At 67.8% G+C, this 17,506-nt stretch carries 21 protein-coding genes, 1 other RNA gene and 1 pseudogene; 13 read left to right on the top strand and 10 right to left on the bottom strand.

The genetic code is table 11. The annotated features are described in order from the left end of the window. Together MVF76_RS04230 and MVF76_RS04225 are read right to left on the bottom strand one after the other, a co-directional pair. The coding region (locus MVF76_RS04230; protein ID WP_297527546.1) for a hypothetical protein at positions 1 to 431 on the bottom strand (431 nt) is incomplete at its 3' end. After that, complete coding sequence (locus MVF76_RS04225) at positions 428 to 688, bottom strand: hypothetical protein (protein WP_297527545.1); 261 nt, start codon at positions 686 to 688, stop codon at positions 428 to 430. The genes MVF76_RS04225 and MVF76_RS04230, both read right to left, overlap by 4 nt. A 365-nt stretch (positions 689 to 1,053) precedes the next feature. Between MVF76_RS04225 and MVF76_RS04220 the strand changes: the two genes are divergently transcribed. From MVF76_RS04220 to MVF76_RS04190, 7 genes are all read left to right on the top strand, one after another. Beyond that, the gene (locus MVF76_RS04220; RefSeq protein ID WP_297527544.1) at positions 1,054 to 1,308 is read left to right on the top strand and encodes a hypothetical protein; all 255 of its coding nucleotides are present in this window, start codon (positions 1,054 to 1,056) and stop codon (positions 1,306 to 1,308) included. A gap of 202 nt (positions 1,309 to 1,510) precedes the next feature. After that, positions 1,511 to 1,607, top strand: an RNA gene (ffs, locus tag MVF76_RS04215) — signal recognition particle sRNA small type. A 126-nt stretch (positions 1,608 to 1,733) separates the two neighbouring features. After that, on the top strand, positions 1,734 to 3,305 hold the full coding sequence (gene dnaX, locus MVF76_RS04210) for a DNA polymerase III subunit gamma/tau (protein ID WP_297527543.1): 1,572 nt from the start codon (positions 1,734 to 1,736) through the stop codon (positions 3,303 to 3,305). A 41-nt stretch (positions 3,306 to 3,346) separates the two neighbouring features. Beyond that, positions 3,347 to 3,670: a YbaB/EbfC family nucleoid-associated protein gene (locus MVF76_RS04205; RefSeq protein ID WP_297527542.1), complete on the top strand. Its 324-nt coding sequence runs from the start codon at positions 3,347 to 3,349 to the stop codon at positions 3,668 to 3,670. Position 3,671: 1 nt separating this feature from the next. After that, positions 3,672 to 4,268, top strand: coding sequence for a recombination mediator RecR (gene recR, locus MVF76_RS04200; protein ID WP_297527541.1), 597 nt, complete (start codon positions 3,672 to 3,674; stop codon positions 4,266 to 4,268). 76 nt (positions 4,269 to 4,344) lie between these two features. Continuing rightward, a complete protein-coding gene (locus MVF76_RS04195) occupies positions 4,345 to 4,671 on the top strand; it encodes a hypothetical protein (protein WP_297527540.1) in 327 nt (108 codons plus the stop codon). Between the two features lie 349 nt (positions 4,672 to 5,020). Continuing rightward, entirely contained in the window at positions 5,021 to 5,365 is a 345-nt protein-coding gene (locus MVF76_RS04190; protein WP_297527539.1) for a histidine triad nucleotide-binding protein, read from the top strand. 107 nt (positions 5,366 to 5,472) lie between these two features. Here MVF76_RS04190 and MVF76_RS04185 read toward each other — a convergent pair whose 3' ends face one another. Beyond that, positions 5,473 to 6,282: a lytic transglycosylase domain-containing protein gene (locus MVF76_RS04185; RefSeq protein ID WP_297527538.1), complete on the bottom strand. Its 810-nt coding sequence runs from the start codon at positions 6,280 to 6,282 to the stop codon at positions 5,473 to 5,475. Positions 6,283 to 6,416: 134 nt separating this feature from the next. Next, positions 6,417 to 6,812, bottom strand: coding sequence for a TraR/DksA family transcriptional regulator (locus MVF76_RS04180; protein WP_297527537.1), 396 nt, complete (start codon positions 6,810 to 6,812; stop codon positions 6,417 to 6,419). Positions 6,813 to 6,976: 164 nt separating this feature from the next. Here MVF76_RS04180 and MVF76_RS04175 point away from each other — a divergent pair, with 164 nt between their 5' ends. Continuing rightward, complete coding sequence (locus MVF76_RS04175) at positions 6,977 to 7,318, top strand: DUF5335 domain-containing protein (RefSeq protein WP_297527536.1); 342 nt, start codon at positions 6,977 to 6,979, stop codon at positions 7,316 to 7,318. Positions 7,319 to 7,321: 3 nt separating this feature from the next. Here the strand turns inward: MVF76_RS04175 and rsgA are convergent, their stop codons facing one another. The 4 genes from rsgA to MVF76_RS04155 are packed head-to-tail and all read right to left on the bottom strand — an operon-like array spanning position 7,322 to position 10,256. Next, complete coding sequence (gene rsgA / locus MVF76_RS04170; RefSeq protein WP_297527535.1) at positions 7,322 to 8,290, bottom strand: small ribosomal subunit biogenesis GTPase RsgA; 969 nt, start codon at positions 8,288 to 8,290, stop codon at positions 7,322 to 7,324. A gap of 37 nt (positions 8,291 to 8,327) precedes the next feature. After that, positions 8,328 to 8,672 (bottom strand): 4a-hydroxytetrahydrobiopterin dehydratase, encoded by a 345-nt coding sequence (locus MVF76_RS04165; RefSeq protein WP_297527534.1) that lies wholly within the window; start codon positions 8,670 to 8,672, stop codon positions 8,328 to 8,330. Further along, positions 8,669 to 8,944, bottom strand: coding sequence for a c-type cytochrome (locus MVF76_RS04160; protein ID WP_297527533.1), 276 nt, complete (start codon positions 8,942 to 8,944; stop codon positions 8,669 to 8,671). Before MVF76_RS04160 ends, MVF76_RS04165 begins: the two co-directional genes overlap by 4 nt. Positions 8,945 to 8,996: 52 nt before the next feature. Continuing rightward, entirely contained in the window at positions 8,997 to 10,256 is a 1,260-nt protein-coding gene (locus tag MVF76_RS04155; protein WP_297527532.1) for a M48 family metallopeptidase, read from the bottom strand. Positions 10,257 to 10,381: 125 nt separating this feature from the next. Between MVF76_RS04155 and orn the strand changes: the two genes are divergently transcribed. Next, positions 10,382 to 10,924 (top strand): oligoribonuclease, encoded by a 543-nt coding sequence (orn, locus tag MVF76_RS04150; protein ID WP_297527531.1) that lies wholly within the window; start codon positions 10,382 to 10,384, stop codon positions 10,922 to 10,924. A gap of 16 nt (positions 10,925 to 10,940) precedes the next feature. On the opposite strand, the gene ppsA is transcribed toward orn, so the two are convergent. Then, positions 10,941 to 13,322, bottom strand: coding sequence for a phosphoenolpyruvate synthase (gene ppsA, locus MVF76_RS04145; protein ID WP_297527530.1), 2,382 nt, complete (start codon positions 13,320 to 13,322; stop codon positions 10,941 to 10,943). A 137-nt stretch (positions 13,323 to 13,459) separates the two neighbouring features. On the opposite strand from ppsA, the gene MVF76_RS04140 reads away from it, so the two are divergent. Then, entirely contained in the window at positions 13,460 to 14,287 is an 828-nt protein-coding gene (locus tag MVF76_RS04140) for a pyruvate, water dikinase regulatory protein (RefSeq protein ID WP_297527529.1), read from the top strand. A 105-nt stretch (positions 14,288 to 14,392) separates the two neighbouring features. On the opposite strand, the gene MVF76_RS04135 is transcribed toward MVF76_RS04140, so the two are convergent. Further along, complete coding sequence (locus tag MVF76_RS04135; RefSeq protein ID WP_297527528.1) at positions 14,393 to 16,027, bottom strand: alpha-D-glucose phosphate-specific phosphoglucomutase; 1,635 nt, start codon at positions 16,025 to 16,027, stop codon at positions 14,393 to 14,395. A 154-nt stretch (positions 16,028 to 16,181) separates the two neighbouring features. On the opposite strand from MVF76_RS04135, the gene MVF76_RS04130 reads away from it, so the two are divergent. From MVF76_RS04130 to MVF76_RS04120, 3 genes and pseudogenes are all read left to right on the top strand, one after another. Beyond that, the gene (locus MVF76_RS04130) at positions 16,182 to 16,694 is read left to right on the top strand and encodes a DUF1249 domain-containing protein (protein WP_297527527.1); all 513 of its coding nucleotides are present in this window, start codon (positions 16,182 to 16,184) and stop codon (positions 16,692 to 16,694) included. A gap of 158 nt (positions 16,695 to 16,852) precedes the next feature. Further along, on the top strand, positions 16,853 to 17,326 hold the full coding sequence (locus tag MVF76_RS04125) for an Rrf2 family transcriptional regulator (RefSeq protein WP_297527526.1): 474 nt from the start codon (positions 16,853 to 16,855) through the stop codon (positions 17,324 to 17,326). Positions 17,327 to 17,349: 23 nt separating this feature from the next. Then, a pseudogene (locus MVF76_RS04120) lies at positions 17,350 to 17,506 on the top strand (IscS subfamily cysteine desulfurase); the annotation flags it as partial.

Genomic DNA, 17,506 nt, shown 5'->3' with positions numbered 1-17,506 from the left:
GTCACCGGTGGTGCCGGACGGGCCGGGGGGCGGGGCGGGGCCGCGCGACGGCCACCACCGGTGACCGACTGCACGGCATTCACCACCGAGGGAATGGCGGAGATGATGGAGGGCAGTGCAGTGGCCAGCGCACCAATGATGGCGGGCCAGGCCTCGGCGTCATCGGGCGAGACCGCCTCCAGAGAGATGCCGGACAGATCCTCGATGACGGCACGTGCGGCCGGGTCGCGATGCAGACCCTCGATCAGTGCGGGCATGAAGCCGGCCAGGGCACGCGCGGCGGCCTCCCCGTGCGCGCCGGAGGTGGACATGGCTTCGTCGATCCAGTCGCCTGCCTCCTCGCCGAACATCCAGTCCAGCGCCTCGGTGTCGAGATCCTCGACCAGTTCCCATTCCTCGAAGTCTTCCATGATGCTGTCTCCCTGGGTCATGGCACGCGGCCGGGGCCGCGGGCGACATAGAGTTCGGTGCCGTCGGGGTGGCGGCGGCGTGTCAGTACGCCGGACGCTACCAGTCGCTCGAGCGCGGTCAGGACCGCCTGCCGCGGGGCGGCCGGATGCATGTCCCGCAACCAGCACTGCATGACACCGGGCAGGGTGTCGGCGGCGTTCGGGCAGCGTTGCAGGTAGGCGCGCAGGGCCCGTTCGATCCGGTCCGGGTGGCGGTCGCCGTCGCTTTCGTCGCTCACCCACGCGCAGGAGCAACCAGCGTGCCAGACAGTGATGATGTGGCAACTTGTTGAACAACGGAGAAAAAGTAATTTCATCCTGACTGCGGCCGGGTCGGTTTCGACCCACGAGGCGCAGGCGACGGGCGTGGGTCCGGGCGCAAGTGGATGAATGCGCGGGGAAGCCACTGCCGGGTCGGTTCCGACCCGGCGGGCGCGGGCGGCACCCATGCAGACTTGTGGACCAAAGGGGCGCATAGTGGGCGGGCGAGGGACGCCCGCAGGAGAGTCGGGCTTCCCCTGTCCGGTGCGATGCAGGATCGGTATCGGTGGCCGGTATCGCCGCAGGGCATGCCGTCTCTGTCCAGGGAATCAGGAGAAACGCGATGAGTGAAGAAAGGAGAACATTCAAGGCCGGCGACCAAGTGCGCCTGACGCTGATGGAAGAGGGCGATGGTGCGGGGGACGACCCCCTGTATGTTGCCGACTACACGCTCGACAACGCGGGCGGGTCCACCTGGGTCGAGGCCGCTGCCAAGGTGACCCGTCCCAGCGACTTCGGCAACGAAGCGACCGGGTCCCGCGCACGCGGGTCTATGCCAAGGCCAGCTTGGGCCGGGCGGGTTCGGCCAACAACCTGACCTGCGGCTTCGTGGCCGACGGACGGCGCGGCATGTCCGCGAGCCGCTGGGAATAGGAGGGTGCGGCGTGTGTCGGACGGTGTGCAGGCCGGCGCGCGCCTGGAGTACCGGCTGACGCGCGTACGCTTTGCGCCCGCGTCGCAACTGCTTTAAAGTGCCCGCTCCCGCGTTGCTCCCGGCAGCGCGGTTCCATGGTGGCCCGCGTCGGTCCCCCCGCAACGACAAGCTGTGAACCCCGTCAGGCCCGGAAGGGAGCAGCGGCAGCAGTGGACTCGGGTGCCGGGGTGTGGCTGGCGCGGGTCGCCTCCATTCCGGCCCCCGGATCCGTCCGGTTTCCTCTCCGCCCCGAAAATCTGCGACAATGGACGTTCCTGCCCGCAGCCCCTGGTGCAATATGCGGGTTTGACGAAATTCCGGAATCATCAATGGGTTATCAAGTACTTGCGCGCAAGTGGCGGCCCCGCAACTTCACCGAGATGGTGGGGCAGACGCATGTGCTGCAGGCGCTGGTCAACGCGCTGGACCACGACCGCCTGCACCATGCCTACCTGTTCACCGGCACCCGTGGCGTGGGCAAGACCACCCTCGCGCGCATCCTGGCCAAGTCGCTGAACTGCGAGCAGGGCGTGAGTTCGACACCCTGCGGCGAATGCGCCGCCTGCCGCGAGATCGACGAGGGCCGCTTCGTGGACCTGATCGAGGTCGACGCGGCCTCGCGCACCAAGGTGGACGAGACCCGCGAGCTGCTGGAAAACGTCCAGTACGCGCCCACCCGCGGCCGCTACAAGGTGTACCTCATCGACGAGGTGCACATGTTCTCCAACCACAGTTTCAATGCCCTGCTGAAGACGCTCGAGGAGCCGCCGCCGCATGTGAAGTTCCTGCTGGCGACCACCGACCCGCAGAAGCTGCCGGTGACCATCCTCTCGCGCTGCCTGCAGTTCAATCTCAAGCGCCTGCCGCCGGACATGATCACCGATCATCTCACTGCTGTGCTGGAAAAGGAGGGCATAGAGGCCGAGGCAGGCGGCGTGCGCGAGCTGGCGCGGGCAGCGGACGGTTCCATGCGTGATGCCCTCAGCCTGCTCGACCAGGCCATTGCCTTTGGCGGCGGCCGGGTGACGGAGGCCGAGGTCCGTGCCATGCTCGGCACCATTGAGCGCAGCCATGTGTTCGACCTGCTGGAGGCGCTGGCCGACGGAGATGCACCCGGACTGATGGCGCGGGTGGCCGCCCTCGCCGAGCAGGCCCCGGACTTCGGCCAGGTGCTGGGCGAACTGGTTTCCCTGTTGCAGCGGCTGGCGGTGGCGCAGGTGGTACCGGAGTCGCTGGACGCCGACCTCGACGACGTCGAGCGCCTGCGGGCGCTGGCGGGGCGGATGAGTCCCGAGGACGTACAGCTCTACTACCAGATCGGTCTGCTGGGCCGGCGCGACCTGGAGCTGGCGCCGGATGCGCGTGGTGGTTTCGAGATGACCCTGCTGCGCATGCTGGCCTTCCGGCCGGCTGCCGACGGGGGCGGTACGGCGGTTGCCGCGCCCGCGCGCGCCTCGACGCCTGCTGCGGCGCAGCCGGGCCCGACCACCGCACCGGCGACGAAGCCGGCCGCGGGCACCGGCCTCGACGACTGGCCGGCACTGATCGAGGCCCTGGGGCTGCGCGGCATGACGCGGCAGCTGGCGGAGAACTGTGTGCCGGAGGGCGAGGACAACGGGGTACTGCGGCTGAAGCTGGACCCCGCCTTTTGCCAGTTGCGCACGCCACAGGTCGAGGCCAAGCTGGCCGAGGCCCTGTCCGGGCACCTGGGGCGGTCGCTGAAGCTGGCCTTCGAGGAGGCCGCACCCGCGCAGGAAACGCCGGCGCAGCAGCGTGCGCGCACCGATGCCGAACGCCGGGCGGCAGCGCAGCAGGCCATCGAGTCCGACGAGGCGGTGCGGGCACTGCGGGAAACCTTCAATGCCCGCGTGCAGACGGATACCATCGAGCCCCTCGACTGAGGCGGCACAGGTACACTCAGAAGCAAGCGAGAGGACAAACCATGAAGGGTGGTCTCGGCAACCTGATGAAACAGGCCCAGCAGATGCAGGCCAACATGCAGAAGGCACAGGAAGAACTGGCGCAGATGGAAGTCACCGGCCAGGCCGGCGGCGGCATGGTGTCGGTGGTGATGAACGGCCGTCACGAGGTGCGCCGCGTGACCATCGACGACAGCCTGATGGGCGACGACCGCGAAATGCTGGAAGATCTCATTGCCGCGGCCTGCAACGATGCCCTGCGCAAGGCGGAGGAAATGGCGCAGGAGAAGATGTCCGGCCTGGCCGCCGGCCTGAACCTGCCGCCCGGATTCAAGATGCCCTTCTGAGATGGCGCTGTCCCCGGCCATCGATGCCCTGATCGAGGCCCTGCGCTGCCTGCCGGGCGTTGGCCCCAAATCGGCCCAGCGCATGGCCTTCCACCTGCTGGAACGCGACCGCGAGGGTGGCCGGGTACTGGCCCGCGCCCTGGCCGAGGCCATGGAGCGGGTCGGGCATTGCCGCGACTGCCGCACCTTCACCGAGGCCGAGCGTTGCAGCCTGTGCAGCCATCCGGAGCGCGACCGCAGCCAGTTGTGCATCGTCGAGAACCCGGCCGACGTGTTCGCGGTGGAGCAGGCCACCGGTTACCGCGGCCTCTATTTCGTGCTCATGGGGCACCTGTCGCCGCTGGACGGTATCGGCCCCGAGGAACTGGGGCTGGACCGGCTGGCGGCGCGGCTGGATGCGGGCGAGGTGGCCGAGGTGATCCTGGCCACCAACCCCACCGTGGAGGGCGAGGCGACCGCCCACTACATCGCCGAGCTGGCCCGCGATCGCGGCATCCGTGCCACCCGCATCGCACATGGCGTACCGCTCGGGGGTGAACTAGAATACATCGACGGCGGTACCCTCTCGCACGCCTTCGCGGGCCGCCAGCAGATCTGAAACCCGGTTCGGGCCAAGGGATTTGGCCCGGGAGACAGGCCCCCGCGGCCGTTCACCCGAAACCCCTCGTGGCGCCATGGATATAGCCCGACTGCCCATCGCCTCGCCCTACGGCGGCCTGCCCACCGCGGCCACCGGCGGCGCCCGTGTGCGGCCGCGGATCGAGCCCGTGGTGGAGGTGCTGGAGGCGCGCCGCGTGCGCGACCCGGTCGAGCGGGTGGTGGCCGGCGAGGTGCTGCGCCCCGGGCGCGAGGAAACCTTCACGACCCGCGAACACCTGCGTGGCCGCGGCCAGCCGGTTGCCGATGGCGGCCGGCGCGCGGTGGGTGCCTACCTCGCGCATCAGCGCGACACCATCGAGCCGGACGCCCAGCGCGGCCGCGCCGTCGACTACTTCATCTGATCTTCGCGCAGATGGCCACCGAATCCACCGGACCCACGGAAACCGCGATCCACCCTGCCGGGGCCGCATGGCGACCACCGACTCACCCTTTCCGTGGATGCAGTGGATCCCGTGGCCATTGAACACGGAACGGTGTTCCCTGGCCCGCGGCCAGGTGATGTGCTACCAATGATGGCCACCGAATCTACCGGACCTACGGAAACCGCGGCCCAGCAGGCCGGAGCCGCAACACGAATACCGAATGGCTCTTGCCGTGGATGCAGTGGATCCCGTGGCCATTGACACTGAAACAGTGTTCCCCGGATTGCGGTCCCGGGTGCAACATGCGGGTTAACCGAGAGGAGCAACCATGTCCGACTGCCTGTTCTGCAAGATGGCCTCGGGCGAGATCCAGCCCGACGTGGTGTACGAGAACGACGAGGTGCTCGCCTTCCGCGACATCAATCCGCAGGCGCCCACGCACGTGCTGGTCATCCCGCGCCGTCACATCAGCACCCTCAACGACCTCACCGAAGCGGATGCCGAACTGGTCGGCAAGCTGTTTCTGGCCGCGAAGGAGGTGGCGCGGATCGATGGCATCGCCGAGGCCGGTTATCGCACGGTGATGAACTGCAACGCCCAGGCCGGACAGACCGTGTTCCACATCCACCTGCATGTGCTGGGTGGCCGCGCCATGCACTGGCCGCCGGGCTGACCTGCAAAATCGGCCAATGAGGGTCACACGGTGACAAGCCTGTCACCGGCCGGCAGCACAAGGGAACGCAGGGGACACAAAGGCACCGGCTCCGCGCCTTGTCCGCTTCACGGCAATGCGGATTCGCTGATGAACGCCAGTGTCCCGACCGGGTGTCGCTCGCTGCCATAGAGGCGGCAGATCTGTTGTACATAGGCGCGGGTCTCGGCATAGGGCGGCACGCCGTCGTGACGATCCACCGCAGCCTCGCCGGCGTTGTAGCCGGCGAGCGCCAGCCGCAGGTCGCCCTGGTAGCGATCCAGAAGCCAGCGCAGGTAGCGCATGCCGCCGATCAGGTTGGCCAGCGGATCGCGGCGATCCGCCACGCCGAGGCGCGCCGCGGTGGCCGGCATCAGTTGCATCAGTCCCTCCGCGCCCTTGTGGGATCGGGCGCCCGGATCGTAGGCCGATTCCACTCGCACCACTGCCGACACCAAACGTTCATCGAGCCCGAACAGCGGGGCCAGCAGGCCGATCCAGATGTCGATGCGCGCCCGGCTCGCAGGTCCCTCGTCGGACAGCGGGCAGTCGTCGTCCGGGCGGGTCTCGATGTCGCTGAGGTGATCCAGCAGCCGTGCGGCATGTTCGTCCCCTGCCTTGGCGGCCCGGCGCAGCCAGCCGACGGCGCGTCCGTCGTCCTGCCGCACACCGCGACCGTTGAGATACATCCAGCCGAGATCGTAGGCCGCATCCCGGTTGCCGAGCAGGGCAGCCGCGCAGTGGAGGCGAAAGGCACCTTGGGTGTCGCGCACCGAACCGCCGGCCGTTTCCAGATGTCGGGCCGCGGCGTGCAGGCGGTCTGCATCGGGCGGCGCGGGCGGCTGTGCGGCCCACGCCGGTCCGGCGAGCAGCAATGTGATGACGGCGAAACGCAACATGGGGCCTCCTCGCAAGGCATGCGAGCAAGAAGCGTTCCGCCGGGCGGGTCTCGGGGGAATTCAGCGGCTTGCGGCGCCGTGCCTGCGCGGGAGGTGCGTGAGTGTAAAGCGGCTTGACGGTCCGGCGGGGCGGATCAGAGCGAGGGCCGTTCTGCCGGCGCGTGGGTCTGTTCGTAACGGCGCTGGCAGTCGACGCAACGCTCGGCCGCCGGTTCCGCCTCCAGGCGCGCCAGGTCGATCTCGACCCCGCAGTCGATGCAGCGGCCGTAGCTGCCCTCGCGGATGCGCACCAGCGCCTGTTCGATGCGTCGGATCTCGTTGACTGCCTGATCGATGACCGCGAGGTTGAGGTCGGCCAGCAGGTCGCCCACCGAGGCATCGCCGATGTCGCGCACCTCGCCGGCGAGGTCGATGTAGTGTTGTTCGTCCGACTGCTCGAGATGCTCGATGATCTCCCGGCGCAGCGCCTCGCGTCGTTCCAGCAGCGCCTGCCTGAGCGCGTCGATCCGGTCGGGTATCCGTTCGGCCATGGGCTGTGCTCCCTGTCGGTTGCTTGCGATTCCGGTTGTTTTCTCGACTCACAATGGGCGCATGCGCGACGGCTTTCAACCCGTGGCTTGAAAATGGCGGCGGCCCGCCCCACAAAGGGGGCAGGGGCAGTGCGGCCCGAACCATTCATCACGGAGGCAGGAAGATGGCAACCAGGAAGATCGACAAGGCGGAACTGGACCAGTATTTCGATGGTGTGTCGAAGGCGCTCGGCGCGGTCACCGCGGAGGTCGAGGTCGCGGGGCTGGACATCGGTGAGCAGGTGGAGGCGGAATGGCTGCCGCTGGCGGGCATGACCTACGATCGGAAGGACGATGTGTTCGAGATCGATCTCGGCGACGCCGTGGATCACCTGGTACTGCATCCCACCGAGGTCTACGTCGAGGAATCGGCCGAGGGCCTGCACAGCATCGAGGTCGTCGACCGCGACGGTCATTGCCACATTGTCAAGCTGCGCAAGGCCCTGGCGCTGCCGGCACCGGCCTGAGCCTCAGTAGTCGGGTCTGGCCGCCTCGCCGAGTTGCCGGTACAGGGCGCGGTAGCGGGCCAGTCGGTCCGGGTCGATCTCGCCCCGGTCGGCGGCGGCCGCCACCGCGCAGCCCGGTTCGCTGATGTGCCGGCAGTTGTGGAAACGGCACTGGCCGAGCAGGGGCCGGAATTCCCGGTAGCCCCGGTGCAGGTCCCCGGGTGCAATGTGCCACAGGTGAAAGTCGCGCACTCCGGGCGAGTCGATGATGTCGCCGCCATCGGGCAGATGGTAGAGGCGGGTATCCGTCGTCGTGTGCCGGCCAAGGCCGGTGGCGTCCGACACGGCGCCGACGCGAATGTCGGCCTCCGGCAGCAGCGCCCGCACCAGTGACGATTTGCCCACCCCCGATTGTCCCACCAGGATGCTGGTGCGGTTTCTCAGCCGTTCCACCAGCGGTGCGAGCGCGCCGCGTTCACGGCTGTTGACCCACAGCAGTTCGTAACCGATGCGGGCGTAGACGGCGAGCCGGTTGCCCAGCGCATCGCGTGTCGCGTCATCGAGCAGGTCGGTCTTGTTGACCACCAGTGCGGCATCGATGTCCATGAGTTCGGTGATCACCAGATAGCGGTCGATGAGCGCTTCGGACAGGGGGGGTTCGGGGGCGCAGACGATGAGCGCCTGATCCAGATTGGCGGCCAGCGGCCGGGCGCGGCCGCGCGGATCGGGCCGGGTGAGCACGCCATGACGGGGCTCGATGGCCAGGATTACGCCCTGGCCGGGGGCAGTGGGCTGCCAGCGTACGCGGTCGCCGCAAACCACCCGGCCAACCCGCTTGCGCGCAGTGCACTCGATCTCGTGTCCCTGCCCATCCTCCACCACGGCCTTCTGGCCGTGCTGGCGGATCACCAGCCCGGGCCGGGTGGATCGCGCCTCGCCGTGTTCCTCGCGCCGGCGTGCCTGCCTGACGGGGTGCCTGCGAGCCGCCCCCATGGGTCAGCGATAGCCTCCCGCGGGGCTGCCGGCGCGCTCAATCATCCTCGACCAGACGATCGATGTGCGCGGCGCAGATGAAGTCGTTCTCGGTGAGGCCGCCGGCGGCATGGGTGTTGTAGTGCACCACACAACGGTTGTAGCCCACCTCGAGATCGGGGTGGTGATCCTCGCGGTGCGCGATCCAGGCCAGGGCGTTCACGAAGGCCATGGTCTCGTGGAAGTTGGCGAAGCGGAAGCTGCGGCGGATGGCGCCGGCGTCCTCGTCCAGTCTCCAGTCGGCATGGATTTGCGGGAGCAGCGCCTCGATGGCACCGCGTTCCAGCGGCGCCGCACCCCGCGCGACCGGCCGACAGTGGCGATCATGGAGCTTTACAGTCACTGGAAACGATAGAAGTTGCTGTTGAGGTAGTCGACGACCTTGTCTATGTCCTGGTCGAACCAGGTCAGGCCGAGGCTGAGTTCGCAGCGCTGCACCTGCTTGCGCAGTGCCGCGAGATCCTTCACCCGCCGGTCCGGCCGGGTGTAGACAGCGGTGTCATGGCACTTGAGACAGTGCTGGTCGTGCAGGGCGCGACCCGCCCGGGGATCGGCCTGGCCCGGGCCTGCGGCCAGCAGGAGTATCGGCAAGGCGACGAGGCTGTTCCGGATCATGGTGTTCTGCTCCTTGATGGCGGGGGAGAGCGCCCGGTGAGTCTACACCGCCTCAGCCGCCAGCCTCCAGACGGCGCAGGTGTGCCACCCGCAGCGGTGCGGGCGGGTGCGAGTCATGGAAGGCGGAATACAGCGGATCGGGAGTCAGGGTGCTGGCATTTTCGCGATAGAGCTTGACCAGGGCGCGGATCAGGTCGGTGGCGCCGGCCTGTTGCGCGGCAAAGGCATCGGCCTCGTACTCGTGCTTGCGGGAAAGCCAGCTCATGACCGGGGTCAGGAACACGCCGAATACCGGGCTGATCAGCAGGAACAGCATCAGCCCTGCGTAAAGGGAGGGCTCGCTCACGCCCAGCCCCTGGTAGAAGGCCGGCTCCTCGATCAGCCAGCCCAGCAGTGCCAGGCCGGCCAGGCTCATCAGCGCCATGGACACCAGACGCTTCTGCACGTGCCTGCGCTTGAAGTGGCCGAGCTCATGCGCCAGCACCGCCTCCACCTCGTCGGGTTCGAGACTATCCAGCAGGGTATCGAAGAACACGATGCGCTTGTTGCGACCCAGTCCGGTGAAGTAGGCATTGCCATGCCCCGAGCGGCGCGAGCCGTCCATGACGAAGATGCCGCGGCTGGTGAAGCCGCAACGTGCCAGCAGGGCCTCGATGCGCTGGCGCAGGGCCTCGTCGGCCAGGGGCTTGAACTGGTTGAACAGCGGCGCGATGAAGGTGGGATAGGCCCAGATCATCAGCAGAGTGAAGCCCATCCATACGCCCCAGACGTAGAGCCACCACAGCGAGCCCGAGGAGGCCATCAGCCACAGGATGAGCCAGGTCAGCGGCGTGGCCAGCAGCAGCAGGATCAGGCCCTGCTTGAGCAGGTCGGCGATGAAGGTCGAGACGCGGGTGCGGTTGAAGCCGAAGCATTCCTCGATGACGAAGGTCTGCCAGATGGAGAAGGGCAGGTCGAGCAGGCTGATGATCAGGGTGGCGCTGACCAGCACGCCGACGCCGGTGGCAGTGTCGGACAGGCCGAAGTCCTGCCAGAAGCCGATCAGCCATTGCAGGCCGCCGCCCAGTGTCCACAGCAGCAGCAGGGCGGCCTCGTACAGGCTCTCGATCTGTCCCAGCCGGGTCCGGGCAATGCTGTAGTCTGCGGCGCGCTGGTGGGCGGCCAGGGTGATGCGATCGGCGAAGGCCTCCGGCACCGCGTCGCGGTGGGTGCGGATGTGGCGGATCTGGCGGGCGGAGAGCCACAGTTGCAGCGTCGTGGCCGCAGCGAGTGCGGCGAGAAAGACCTGGGTGACCAGTTCGGGCGTCAGCATGCGGGTGCCTTGCGGGTTCGGGAACGGCTATTGTGGCGCAAGCGCGCGTGACTCGCCAGACATGGCCAGCCCTTGCGGGGCTTTGCTAACATGCGGCACTCGATTCCCTGTCGTGCGGAGTGGAAATGGCCCAGGATCCGAACAACCTGATCTGGATCGATCTGGAAATGACCGGTCTGGATACCTTCAACGACCGGATCATCGAGGTGGCGACCATCGTCACCGATGCCAACCTCGATGTCCTTGCCGAGGGTCCGGTGATCGCCATCCACCAGCCGGATGCCGTGCTCGAGGCCATGGACGAGTGGAACCGGGAGACCCATGGCAAGTCCGGGCTGATCCAGCGCGTGCGCGAGAGTCGCATCGACACTGCCGAGGCCGAGCGCATGACGCTCGAGTTCCTGCGCCAGCACGTGCCCGAGAAGGCCTCGCCCATGTGCGGCAACAGCATCTGCCAGGACCGCCGTTTCCTGGCCCGGCTCATGCCCGAGCTGGAGGCCTTCTTCCACTACCGCAATCTGGACGTCAGTACCCTCAAGGAACTGGCGCGGCGCTGGCGCCCCGATCTCGAGGGCAGGTTCGTCAAGAAGGCCGCGCATCTGGCCATGGATGACATCCGCGAATCCATCGCCGAGCTGCGGTTCTTCCGCGAACACCTGTTCAAGTAGGGATCGCGGACGTCATTCAGTCGCTGTTCTCGCCGCGCTTTGCCAGGTACAGCCAGGTCTCCACCACCGTATCCGGGTTCAGTGACAGGCTGTCGATGCCCTGTTCCAGCAGCCACTCGGCCAGGTCGGGGTGGTCGGAAGGCCCCTGGCCGCAGATGCCGACATACTTGTCCGCCGCACGGCAGGCCTTGATGGCGCGGGCCAGCAGGGCCTTGACCGCCGGATTGCGCTCGTCGAAGGACCCGGCCACCAGGGCCGAGTCGCGGTCCACGCCCAGGGTGAGCTGGGTCAGGTCGTTGGAGCCGATGGAGAAGCCGTCGAAGTGGGCGAGGAAGTCCTCGGCGAGCAGGGCGTTGGAGGGGATCTCGCACATCATGATCAGGCGCAGGCCCTGGTCGCCGCGCTGCAGGCCTTCCCCGGCAAGGACCTCGATCACCCGTGCCGCCTCTTCCGTGGTGCGCACGAAGGGCACCATGACCTCCACGTTGGTCAACCCCATCGTTTCCCGCACGTGCCGGATGGCGCGGCACTCCAGTCCGAAGCAGGGGCGGAAGTCGGCGGACACGTAGCGGCTGGCGCCGCGGAAGCCCAGCATGGGATTTTCCTCGCGCGGTTCGTAGATCTCGCCGCCGATGAGGTTGGCATACTCGTTGGACTTGAAGTCGGACAGGCGCACGATCACCGGCTTGGGCCAGAAGGCCGCGGCCAGGGTGGCAATGCCCTCGGCGAGCTTGTGCACGTAGAAGGCGACCGGCTCGCCGTAGGCCATGATGCGCGGTTCCACTTGCGCGCGGATGTCCGGAGGCAGTGCCTCGTACTCGAGCAGGGCGCGGGGATGGATGCCGATCATGCGGTTGATGATGAACTCCAGCCGCGCCAGCCCGACGCCGTCGTTGGGCAGGAAGCTGAAGTCGAAGGCGCGCTCCGGGTTGCCCACGTTCATCATGATCTTCACCGGCAGCTTCGGCAGCCGGTCGAGTTCCAGCCGGTCGACGTCGAATTCGAGCAGCCCGCGATAGACGCGGCCCTCGTCGCCCTCGGCACAGGAGACGGTGACCGGCTCGCCGTCGCTGATGCGATCGGTGGCATCGCCGCAGCCGACCACGGCCGGGATGCCCAGCTCGCGCGCGATGATGGCGGCGTGGCAGGTACGGCCGCCGCGATTGGTGACGATGGCCGCCGCACGCTTCATGATGGGTTCCCAGTCCGGGTCGGTCATGTCGGTGACCAGCACCTCGCCGGCGGCCACCCGGTGCATGTCGCGCGGGCTGTCGACGATCCGGGCCGTGCCGCGGCCGATGCGCCCGCCGATGGCGCGGCCGGTGACGATGATCTCGCCCTGTTCGCGCAGCCGGTAGCGCTCGATCGCCCGGGCATGGGCACGGCTCTTCACCGTCTCCGGGCGCGCCTGCACGATGTACAGCAGCCCGTCCTCGCCATCCTTCGCCCACTCGATGTCCATGGGGCGGCCGTAGTGCTGCTCGATGGTGACCGCGGTCCGGGCCAGTTCCTCGATCTCGAGGTCGCCGATGCAGAAGTACAGCCGCTCCGCCTCGGGCACCGGTTCGGTGATCACCGGCTCCCCGTCCGTGTCCCTGCGCGCATAGACCATGCGGATGGCCTTCTCCCCCAGGTTGCGGCGCAGGATGGCCGGGCGACCCTGGGCCAGGGTGGGCTTGAACACATAGAACTCGTCCGGGTTGACCGCACCCTGCACCACGGTCTCGCCCAGGCCGTAGGCACCGGTGATGAACACCACGTCGCGAAAGCCGGATTCGGTGTCGAGGGTGAACATGACCCCGGAGGCAGCGAGGTCGCTGCGCACCATGCGCTGCACCCCGGCCGAGAGCGCCACCTGTTCGTGGCGGAAGCCCTGGTGTACCCGATAGGCGATGGCGCGGTCGTTGTACAGGGAAGCGAACACGCGCCTGACCGCGGCCAGCACCGCCTCGATGCCGCGAATGTTGAGGTAGGTCTCCTGCTGTCCGGCGAAGGAGGCGTCGGGCAGGTCCTCGGCAGTGGCGGAAGAGCGTACGGCCACGGCGATGTCCGGGTGGGTTTCGGCCTCCAGCTCGGCGTAGGCCTCGCGGATGGCCTGTTCCAGCTCGGCCGGGAAGGGCGCGGCCTCGATCCAGCCGCGGATGCGGGCGCCGCGCTCGGCCAGTGCCTGCACGTCGTCGACGTCCAGGCCATCGAGTTCGGCGCGTATGCGCTCGTCCAGCCCCTCCTGGGCCAGGAAAAGACGGTAGGCATCGGCTGTGGTGGCGAAGCCGTTCGGCACCCGCACGCCTGCTGTCGACAGCGCGCGATACATCTCGCCCAGCGAGGCATTCTTGCCGCCCACCTTGCCGACATCGTCCACGGACAGGTCAGCGAACCAGAGCACCGATTGAGTCATGCGCTTCGTCCCTCTATGCTTGATGGCATGAGCAGGGTAGCAAGACCGACCGCAACAAGGCCATATTCCCGGTCTGCCCGGCGGGTGTGCCCTCTATCCGCGCCTGCGGGCAGTGCCAGCCGGTGGTAGCGAAGGGCGTGAGCGACCCCGCCCGCCGCATTGCCTTCTGCATCTCCGACCGCACCGGCATCACGGTGGAGACGCTGGCGCGCAGCCTGCTGTCGCAGTTCCTGGATGTCGACTTCGAGCTGCATACCCTGCCCTTCATCGACACGCCCGAGGAGGCCGAGGCGGCGGCGGAGCAGATCCGCGCTGCCGCCGCGAAGGGCGCGCCGCCGCTGGTGTTCCATACCCTGGTGGATCCGGAGCTGCGCGCGCGCATACACGCCGCCGGCGGCGTGGCGTTCGATTTTTTCGGCACCTTTCTCGGGCCGCTGGAAAAGGCGCTGGGCAGCAAGGCGGCGGTGGCGGTGGGCCGCCTGCGGGCGCTGGACGACATCCATGCCTACGAGCAGCGCATCGAGGCCATCAACTTCACCCTGGCGACCGACGATGGCCTGGGCACTGACCGTTACGCGGAGGCCGACATCGTGCTGGTGGGCGTGTCACGCAGCGGCAAGACGCCGGTGTCACTCTATCTGGCGCTGCACTACGGCCTGCGCGTCGCCAACTATCCCATCACCGAGGACGACTTCGAGACCGGGCGCCTGCCGGCGGCCATCGAGGCCGTGCGCAAGCGGGTGATCGGCCTGCTGATCGATGCCCAGCGCCTGCACGAGGTGCGCGAGCGACGGCGGCCGGGCAGCGACTATGCCTCGCTGGCGCAGTGCCGGCGCGAGTTGCGCGCGCTGCGTGATCTCTACGAGCGGTACGGCATCCAGTACATCGACAGCACCCGTCTTTCCGTCGAGGAACTGGCAGCGAGCATCGTCCATCGACTCAGGCCCTCCACGCTGTCCCGCTGAGGACACAACAGGTTCGCACCCAGGAGGGGTTGGCCCGCATGGTTCACCAGGCGTCCTGCGACGGTCCGACGCATTGGTTTCGTTGCAGGGTGCGCGGTACAGGTATCAGGTGACGACAGTTGGCCCTTCGCGACCGGTATGGACGCGGATGCCGGCCAGGGTGTCGGCAGCACTGATGAGATCGGCCAGTGCGGCCTGGGTGTCGCGGTCGCGTGCGCCGGGGTCCGACTCGTAGCGCTCGAGGTAGACGCGCAGGGTGGCGCCCTCTGTGCCGGTGCCGGACAGGCGGTACACGATGCGGCTGCCGTCCTCGAAGCCGATGCGGATGCCCTGGTGCCGGCTGACGCTGCCGTCGACCGGGTCGGTGTAGGCGAAGTCGTCGGCCCATGCGATGCGCAGTTCGCCAAGCGTTTCACCGGGCAGGCGTTCGAGGCGGTCGCGCAGGCCCTGCATCAGGGCCTGGGCGCCGTCGGCGTTCACGCCCTCGTAGTCGTGCCGGGAGTAGAAATTGCGGCCGAAGCGCTGCCAGTGGTCGCGGACGATGTCACGCACCGGTCGCCCGTCCACGGCGAGCAGGTTGAGCCAGAACAGCACCGCCCACAGGCCGTCCTTTTCGCGCACATGGTCGGAGCCGGTACCGAAACTTTCCTCGCCGCACAGGGTGGCCATGCCGGCATCCAGCAGATTGCCGAAAAACTTCCAGCCGGTCGGCGTCTCGTACAGGGGGATGCCGAGCCGTTCGGCCACCTGGTCGGCGGCCCGGCTGGTGGGCATGGAGCGCGCGATGCCCCTGAGGCCGGCGGCATAGCCCGGCACCCGCTGGGCGTTGGCGGCGAGGATGGCCAGGCTGTCGCTGGGGGTGACGAAGCAGTCGCGGCCGATGATCATGTTGCGGTCGCCATCACCGTCGGAGGCGGCGCCGAAGTCCGGCGCATCCGCACCCTGCATCAGTGCCACCAGTTCCGCGGCATGGGTCAGGTTGGGGTCCGGATGCCCGCCACCGAAGTCCGGCAGCGGCGTGGCGTTCATCAGGCTGGATTCGGGCGCGCCCAGGCGCTCGACAAACAGAGCGCGGGCATAGGGGCCGGTGACCGCATGCATGGCATCGAAGCGCATGCGGAAGCCGCGCGCGAACAGGCCGGCGATGGCCTCGAAGTCGAACAGCCCGGCCATGAGTTCGACATAGTCGGTGACCGGGTCGATGACTTCCACCCGCATGTCGCCGAGTTGCAGTCTCCCGGTGCGGGAGAGGTCGAGATCGGGCGTATCGAGGACCAGGTAGTGGTCCAGGCGCAGGCTGGCCTGGTGGATGGCCTCCGTGACGCGCTCGGGTGCCGGCCCGCCGTTGCCGATGTTGTACTTGATGCCGAAGTCGCCATCCGGTCCGGCGGGATTGTGGCTGGCTGAGAGAATGATGCCGCCGGTGCTGCCGTACTTGCGGATCACGCAGGAGGCGGCGGGCGTGGACAGCAGGCCGTCACGTCCGACCCGCACCTCGCGCACGCCGTTGGCGGCGGCCATGCGCAGGATGATCTGGATGGCCTCGCCGTTGTAGTAGCGGCCGTCGCCGCCGAGCACCAGGCTGCCGCCGCGCAGTTCGGGAACGGCGTTGAAGATGGCCTGTACGAAGTTGGGCAGGTAGTGCGGTTCCTGAAACCGTCGCACCCGCTTGCGCAGGCCCGAGGTGCCGGGCTTCTGGTCGTCGAAGGGGCGGGTGTCGATGCGCTGGATCTCGGTCATGATGCTGCGGCCGGTCTGCAGGGTGAAGGAAACGCGCGCCGCGCCGATAGAGTGTCTGACTCGGTGCGGCTTGCAATGTGCAGTATCTAGCCTACCCGGTTTTGACAACGCCGACGAGCCGCGAGGCGTGCGGCCACTGTGTTAGGATGACGCGATGTTGGTCAGGAATCCGGTCAATCGCGCCCGCGGTCAGCGTCACGACCTGGGCGAACTGATGGCGCTCTACGAATGCAACTACATTCGCCTGCGCCAGATGATCGCCTGTCTGCCTGCCGGCGACGAGGCCGTCGTCTCCCGTCTCGACGGCGCCCTGGACCTGCATCTGCGCGTTCTGGAGCGCAGCCGCTACACCACGACGCTGTTGCTCACCTACTGGTTCGAGGACGGCGAGGGGGCCTTTCCCGCGCCCGAGATCCGGGTGCGGCTGTATCATGATGCGCGGCTGGCCGAGGTGCTCAGTTGCGGCCGCCGACGTGGCCGTCGCGATGCCCTCTACGACCGTACCCGCCGTCCCTACAGCCTCGATCAGAAGTGGTCCATGAACCGCTTCCTGCAGAAGTGGCTCGGCTACTGCCTGCGCCAGGGCCACCGTTTCGGGCGTCGGCCCGACGCCGTACCGGCCGACTGCGGCTGGGACGAGCTGCTCGCCAGCCTCGGCAACGCCTGATCCGCCCCGCTTTTTCCCGCAAGACACCGCATTTCGGCGGGTTTTGGGGCTCCCGTAATACTTGATTGTTTTAGTCAACAACTGTATAAGAAAGCCGACTGGAAGGCTCGGGTATTCCCCTGCATCGGGCAGGGGTGAAACGTTTGAGGATCAGACAGATGCGGCTTTCAACCAAGGGGCGCTACGCCGTCACCGCGATGATGGATCTGGCCCTGCACGATGGCAAGGGACCGGTGACGCTGGCGGACATCTCCCGCTGTCAGGGCATCTCCCTGTCCTATCTGGAACAGCTCTTCGCCAAGCTGCGCCGGCAGGGCCTGGTGAAGGGCGTGCGCGGCCCCGGCGGCGGCTACCGGCTGGCGCGCAGTGCCGATGCCATATCGGTTGCCGACATCATCCTGGCCGTCGACGAGCGGGTGGACTCGACTCTGTGCGAGGGCCGCGAGGATTGCCAGGACGGCGAGCGCTGTCTGACCCACGAACTCTGGAACAGCCTGTCAAAACAGATCTTCGACTATCTCGACGGCATCACCCTGGCCGCCTTCCTGAGCCGACCCAGTGTCCAGGCCGTGATCGAACGCCAGAATGGTGGTGGCGAGGGCAAAGGGGAACATCGCATGCACGTCGTATGACGGGGACTGGAGGACAAGGGATCATGACGGTAAACACGCCCATATATCTGGATTACAGTGCGACGACGCCGGTGGACGAGCGGGTGGCGGACCGGATGTGCGGTTGTCTGACGCGCACGGGCGTGTTCGGCAACCCGGCGTCGCGGAGCCATCCGTTTGGCTGGCGTGCCGAGGAGCTGG

Origin of the sequence: Thiohalobacter sp., from assembly GCF_027000115.1 — a bacterium.
Lineage (GTDB): Bacteria > Pseudomonadota > Gammaproteobacteria > Thiohalobacterales > Thiohalobacteraceae > JALTON01.
This window is presented reverse-complemented; position numbering and strand designations above follow the sequence as displayed.

Coding starts and splice junctions, on each gene's coding strand:
- MVF76_RS04220 (WP_297527544.1), top strand. CDS start 1,054: ATGAGTGAAGAAAGGAGAACATTCAAGGCCGGCGACCAAGTGCGCCTG.
- dnaX (WP_297527543.1), top strand. CDS start 1,734: ATGGGTTATCAAGTACTTGCGCGCAAGTGGCGGCCCCGCAACTTCACC.
- MVF76_RS04205 (WP_297527542.1), top strand. CDS start 3,347: ATGAAGGGTGGTCTCGGCAACCTGATGAAACAGGCCCAGCAGATGCAG.
- recR (WP_297527541.1), top strand. CDS start 3,672: ATGGCGCTGTCCCCGGCCATCGATGCCCTGATCGAGGCCCTGCGCTGC.
- MVF76_RS04195 (WP_297527540.1), top strand. CDS start 4,345: ATGGATATAGCCCGACTGCCCATCGCCTCGCCCTACGGCGGCCTGCCC.
- MVF76_RS04190 (WP_297527539.1), top strand. CDS start 5,021: ATGTCCGACTGCCTGTTCTGCAAGATGGCCTCGGGCGAGATCCAGCCC.
- MVF76_RS04185 (WP_297527538.1), bottom strand. CDS start 6,282: ATGTTGCGTTTCGCCGTCATCACATTGCTGCTCGCCGGACCGGCGTGG.
- MVF76_RS04180 (WP_297527537.1), bottom strand. CDS start 6,812: ATGGCCGAACGGATACCCGACCGGATCGACGCGCTCAGGCAGGCGCTG.
- MVF76_RS04175 (WP_297527536.1), top strand. CDS start 6,977: ATGGCAACCAGGAAGATCGACAAGGCGGAACTGGACCAGTATTTCGAT.
- rsgA (WP_297527535.1), bottom strand. CDS start 8,290: ATGGGGGCGGCTCGCAGGCACCCCGTCAGGCAGGCACGCCGGCGCGAG.
- MVF76_RS04160 (WP_297527533.1), bottom strand. CDS start 8,944: ATGATCCGGAACAGCCTCGTCGCCTTGCCGATACTCCTGCTGGCCGCA.
- MVF76_RS04155 (WP_297527532.1), bottom strand. CDS start 10,256: ATGCTGACGCCCGAACTGGTCACCCAGGTCTTTCTCGCCGCACTCGCT.
- orn (WP_297527531.1), top strand. CDS start 10,382: ATGGCCCAGGATCCGAACAACCTGATCTGGATCGATCTGGAAATGACC.
- ppsA (WP_297527530.1), bottom strand. CDS start 13,322: ATGACTCAATCGGTGCTCTGGTTCGCTGACCTGTCCGTGGACGATGTC.
- MVF76_RS04135 (WP_297527528.1), bottom strand. CDS start 16,027: ATGACCGAGATCCAGCGCATCGACACCCGCCCCTTCGACGACCAGAAG.
- MVF76_RS04130 (WP_297527527.1), top strand. CDS start 16,182: ATGTTGGTCAGGAATCCGGTCAATCGCGCCCGCGGTCAGCGTCACGAC.
- MVF76_RS04125 (WP_297527526.1), top strand. CDS start 16,853: ATGCGGCTTTCAACCAAGGGGCGCTACGCCGTCACCGCGATGATGGAT.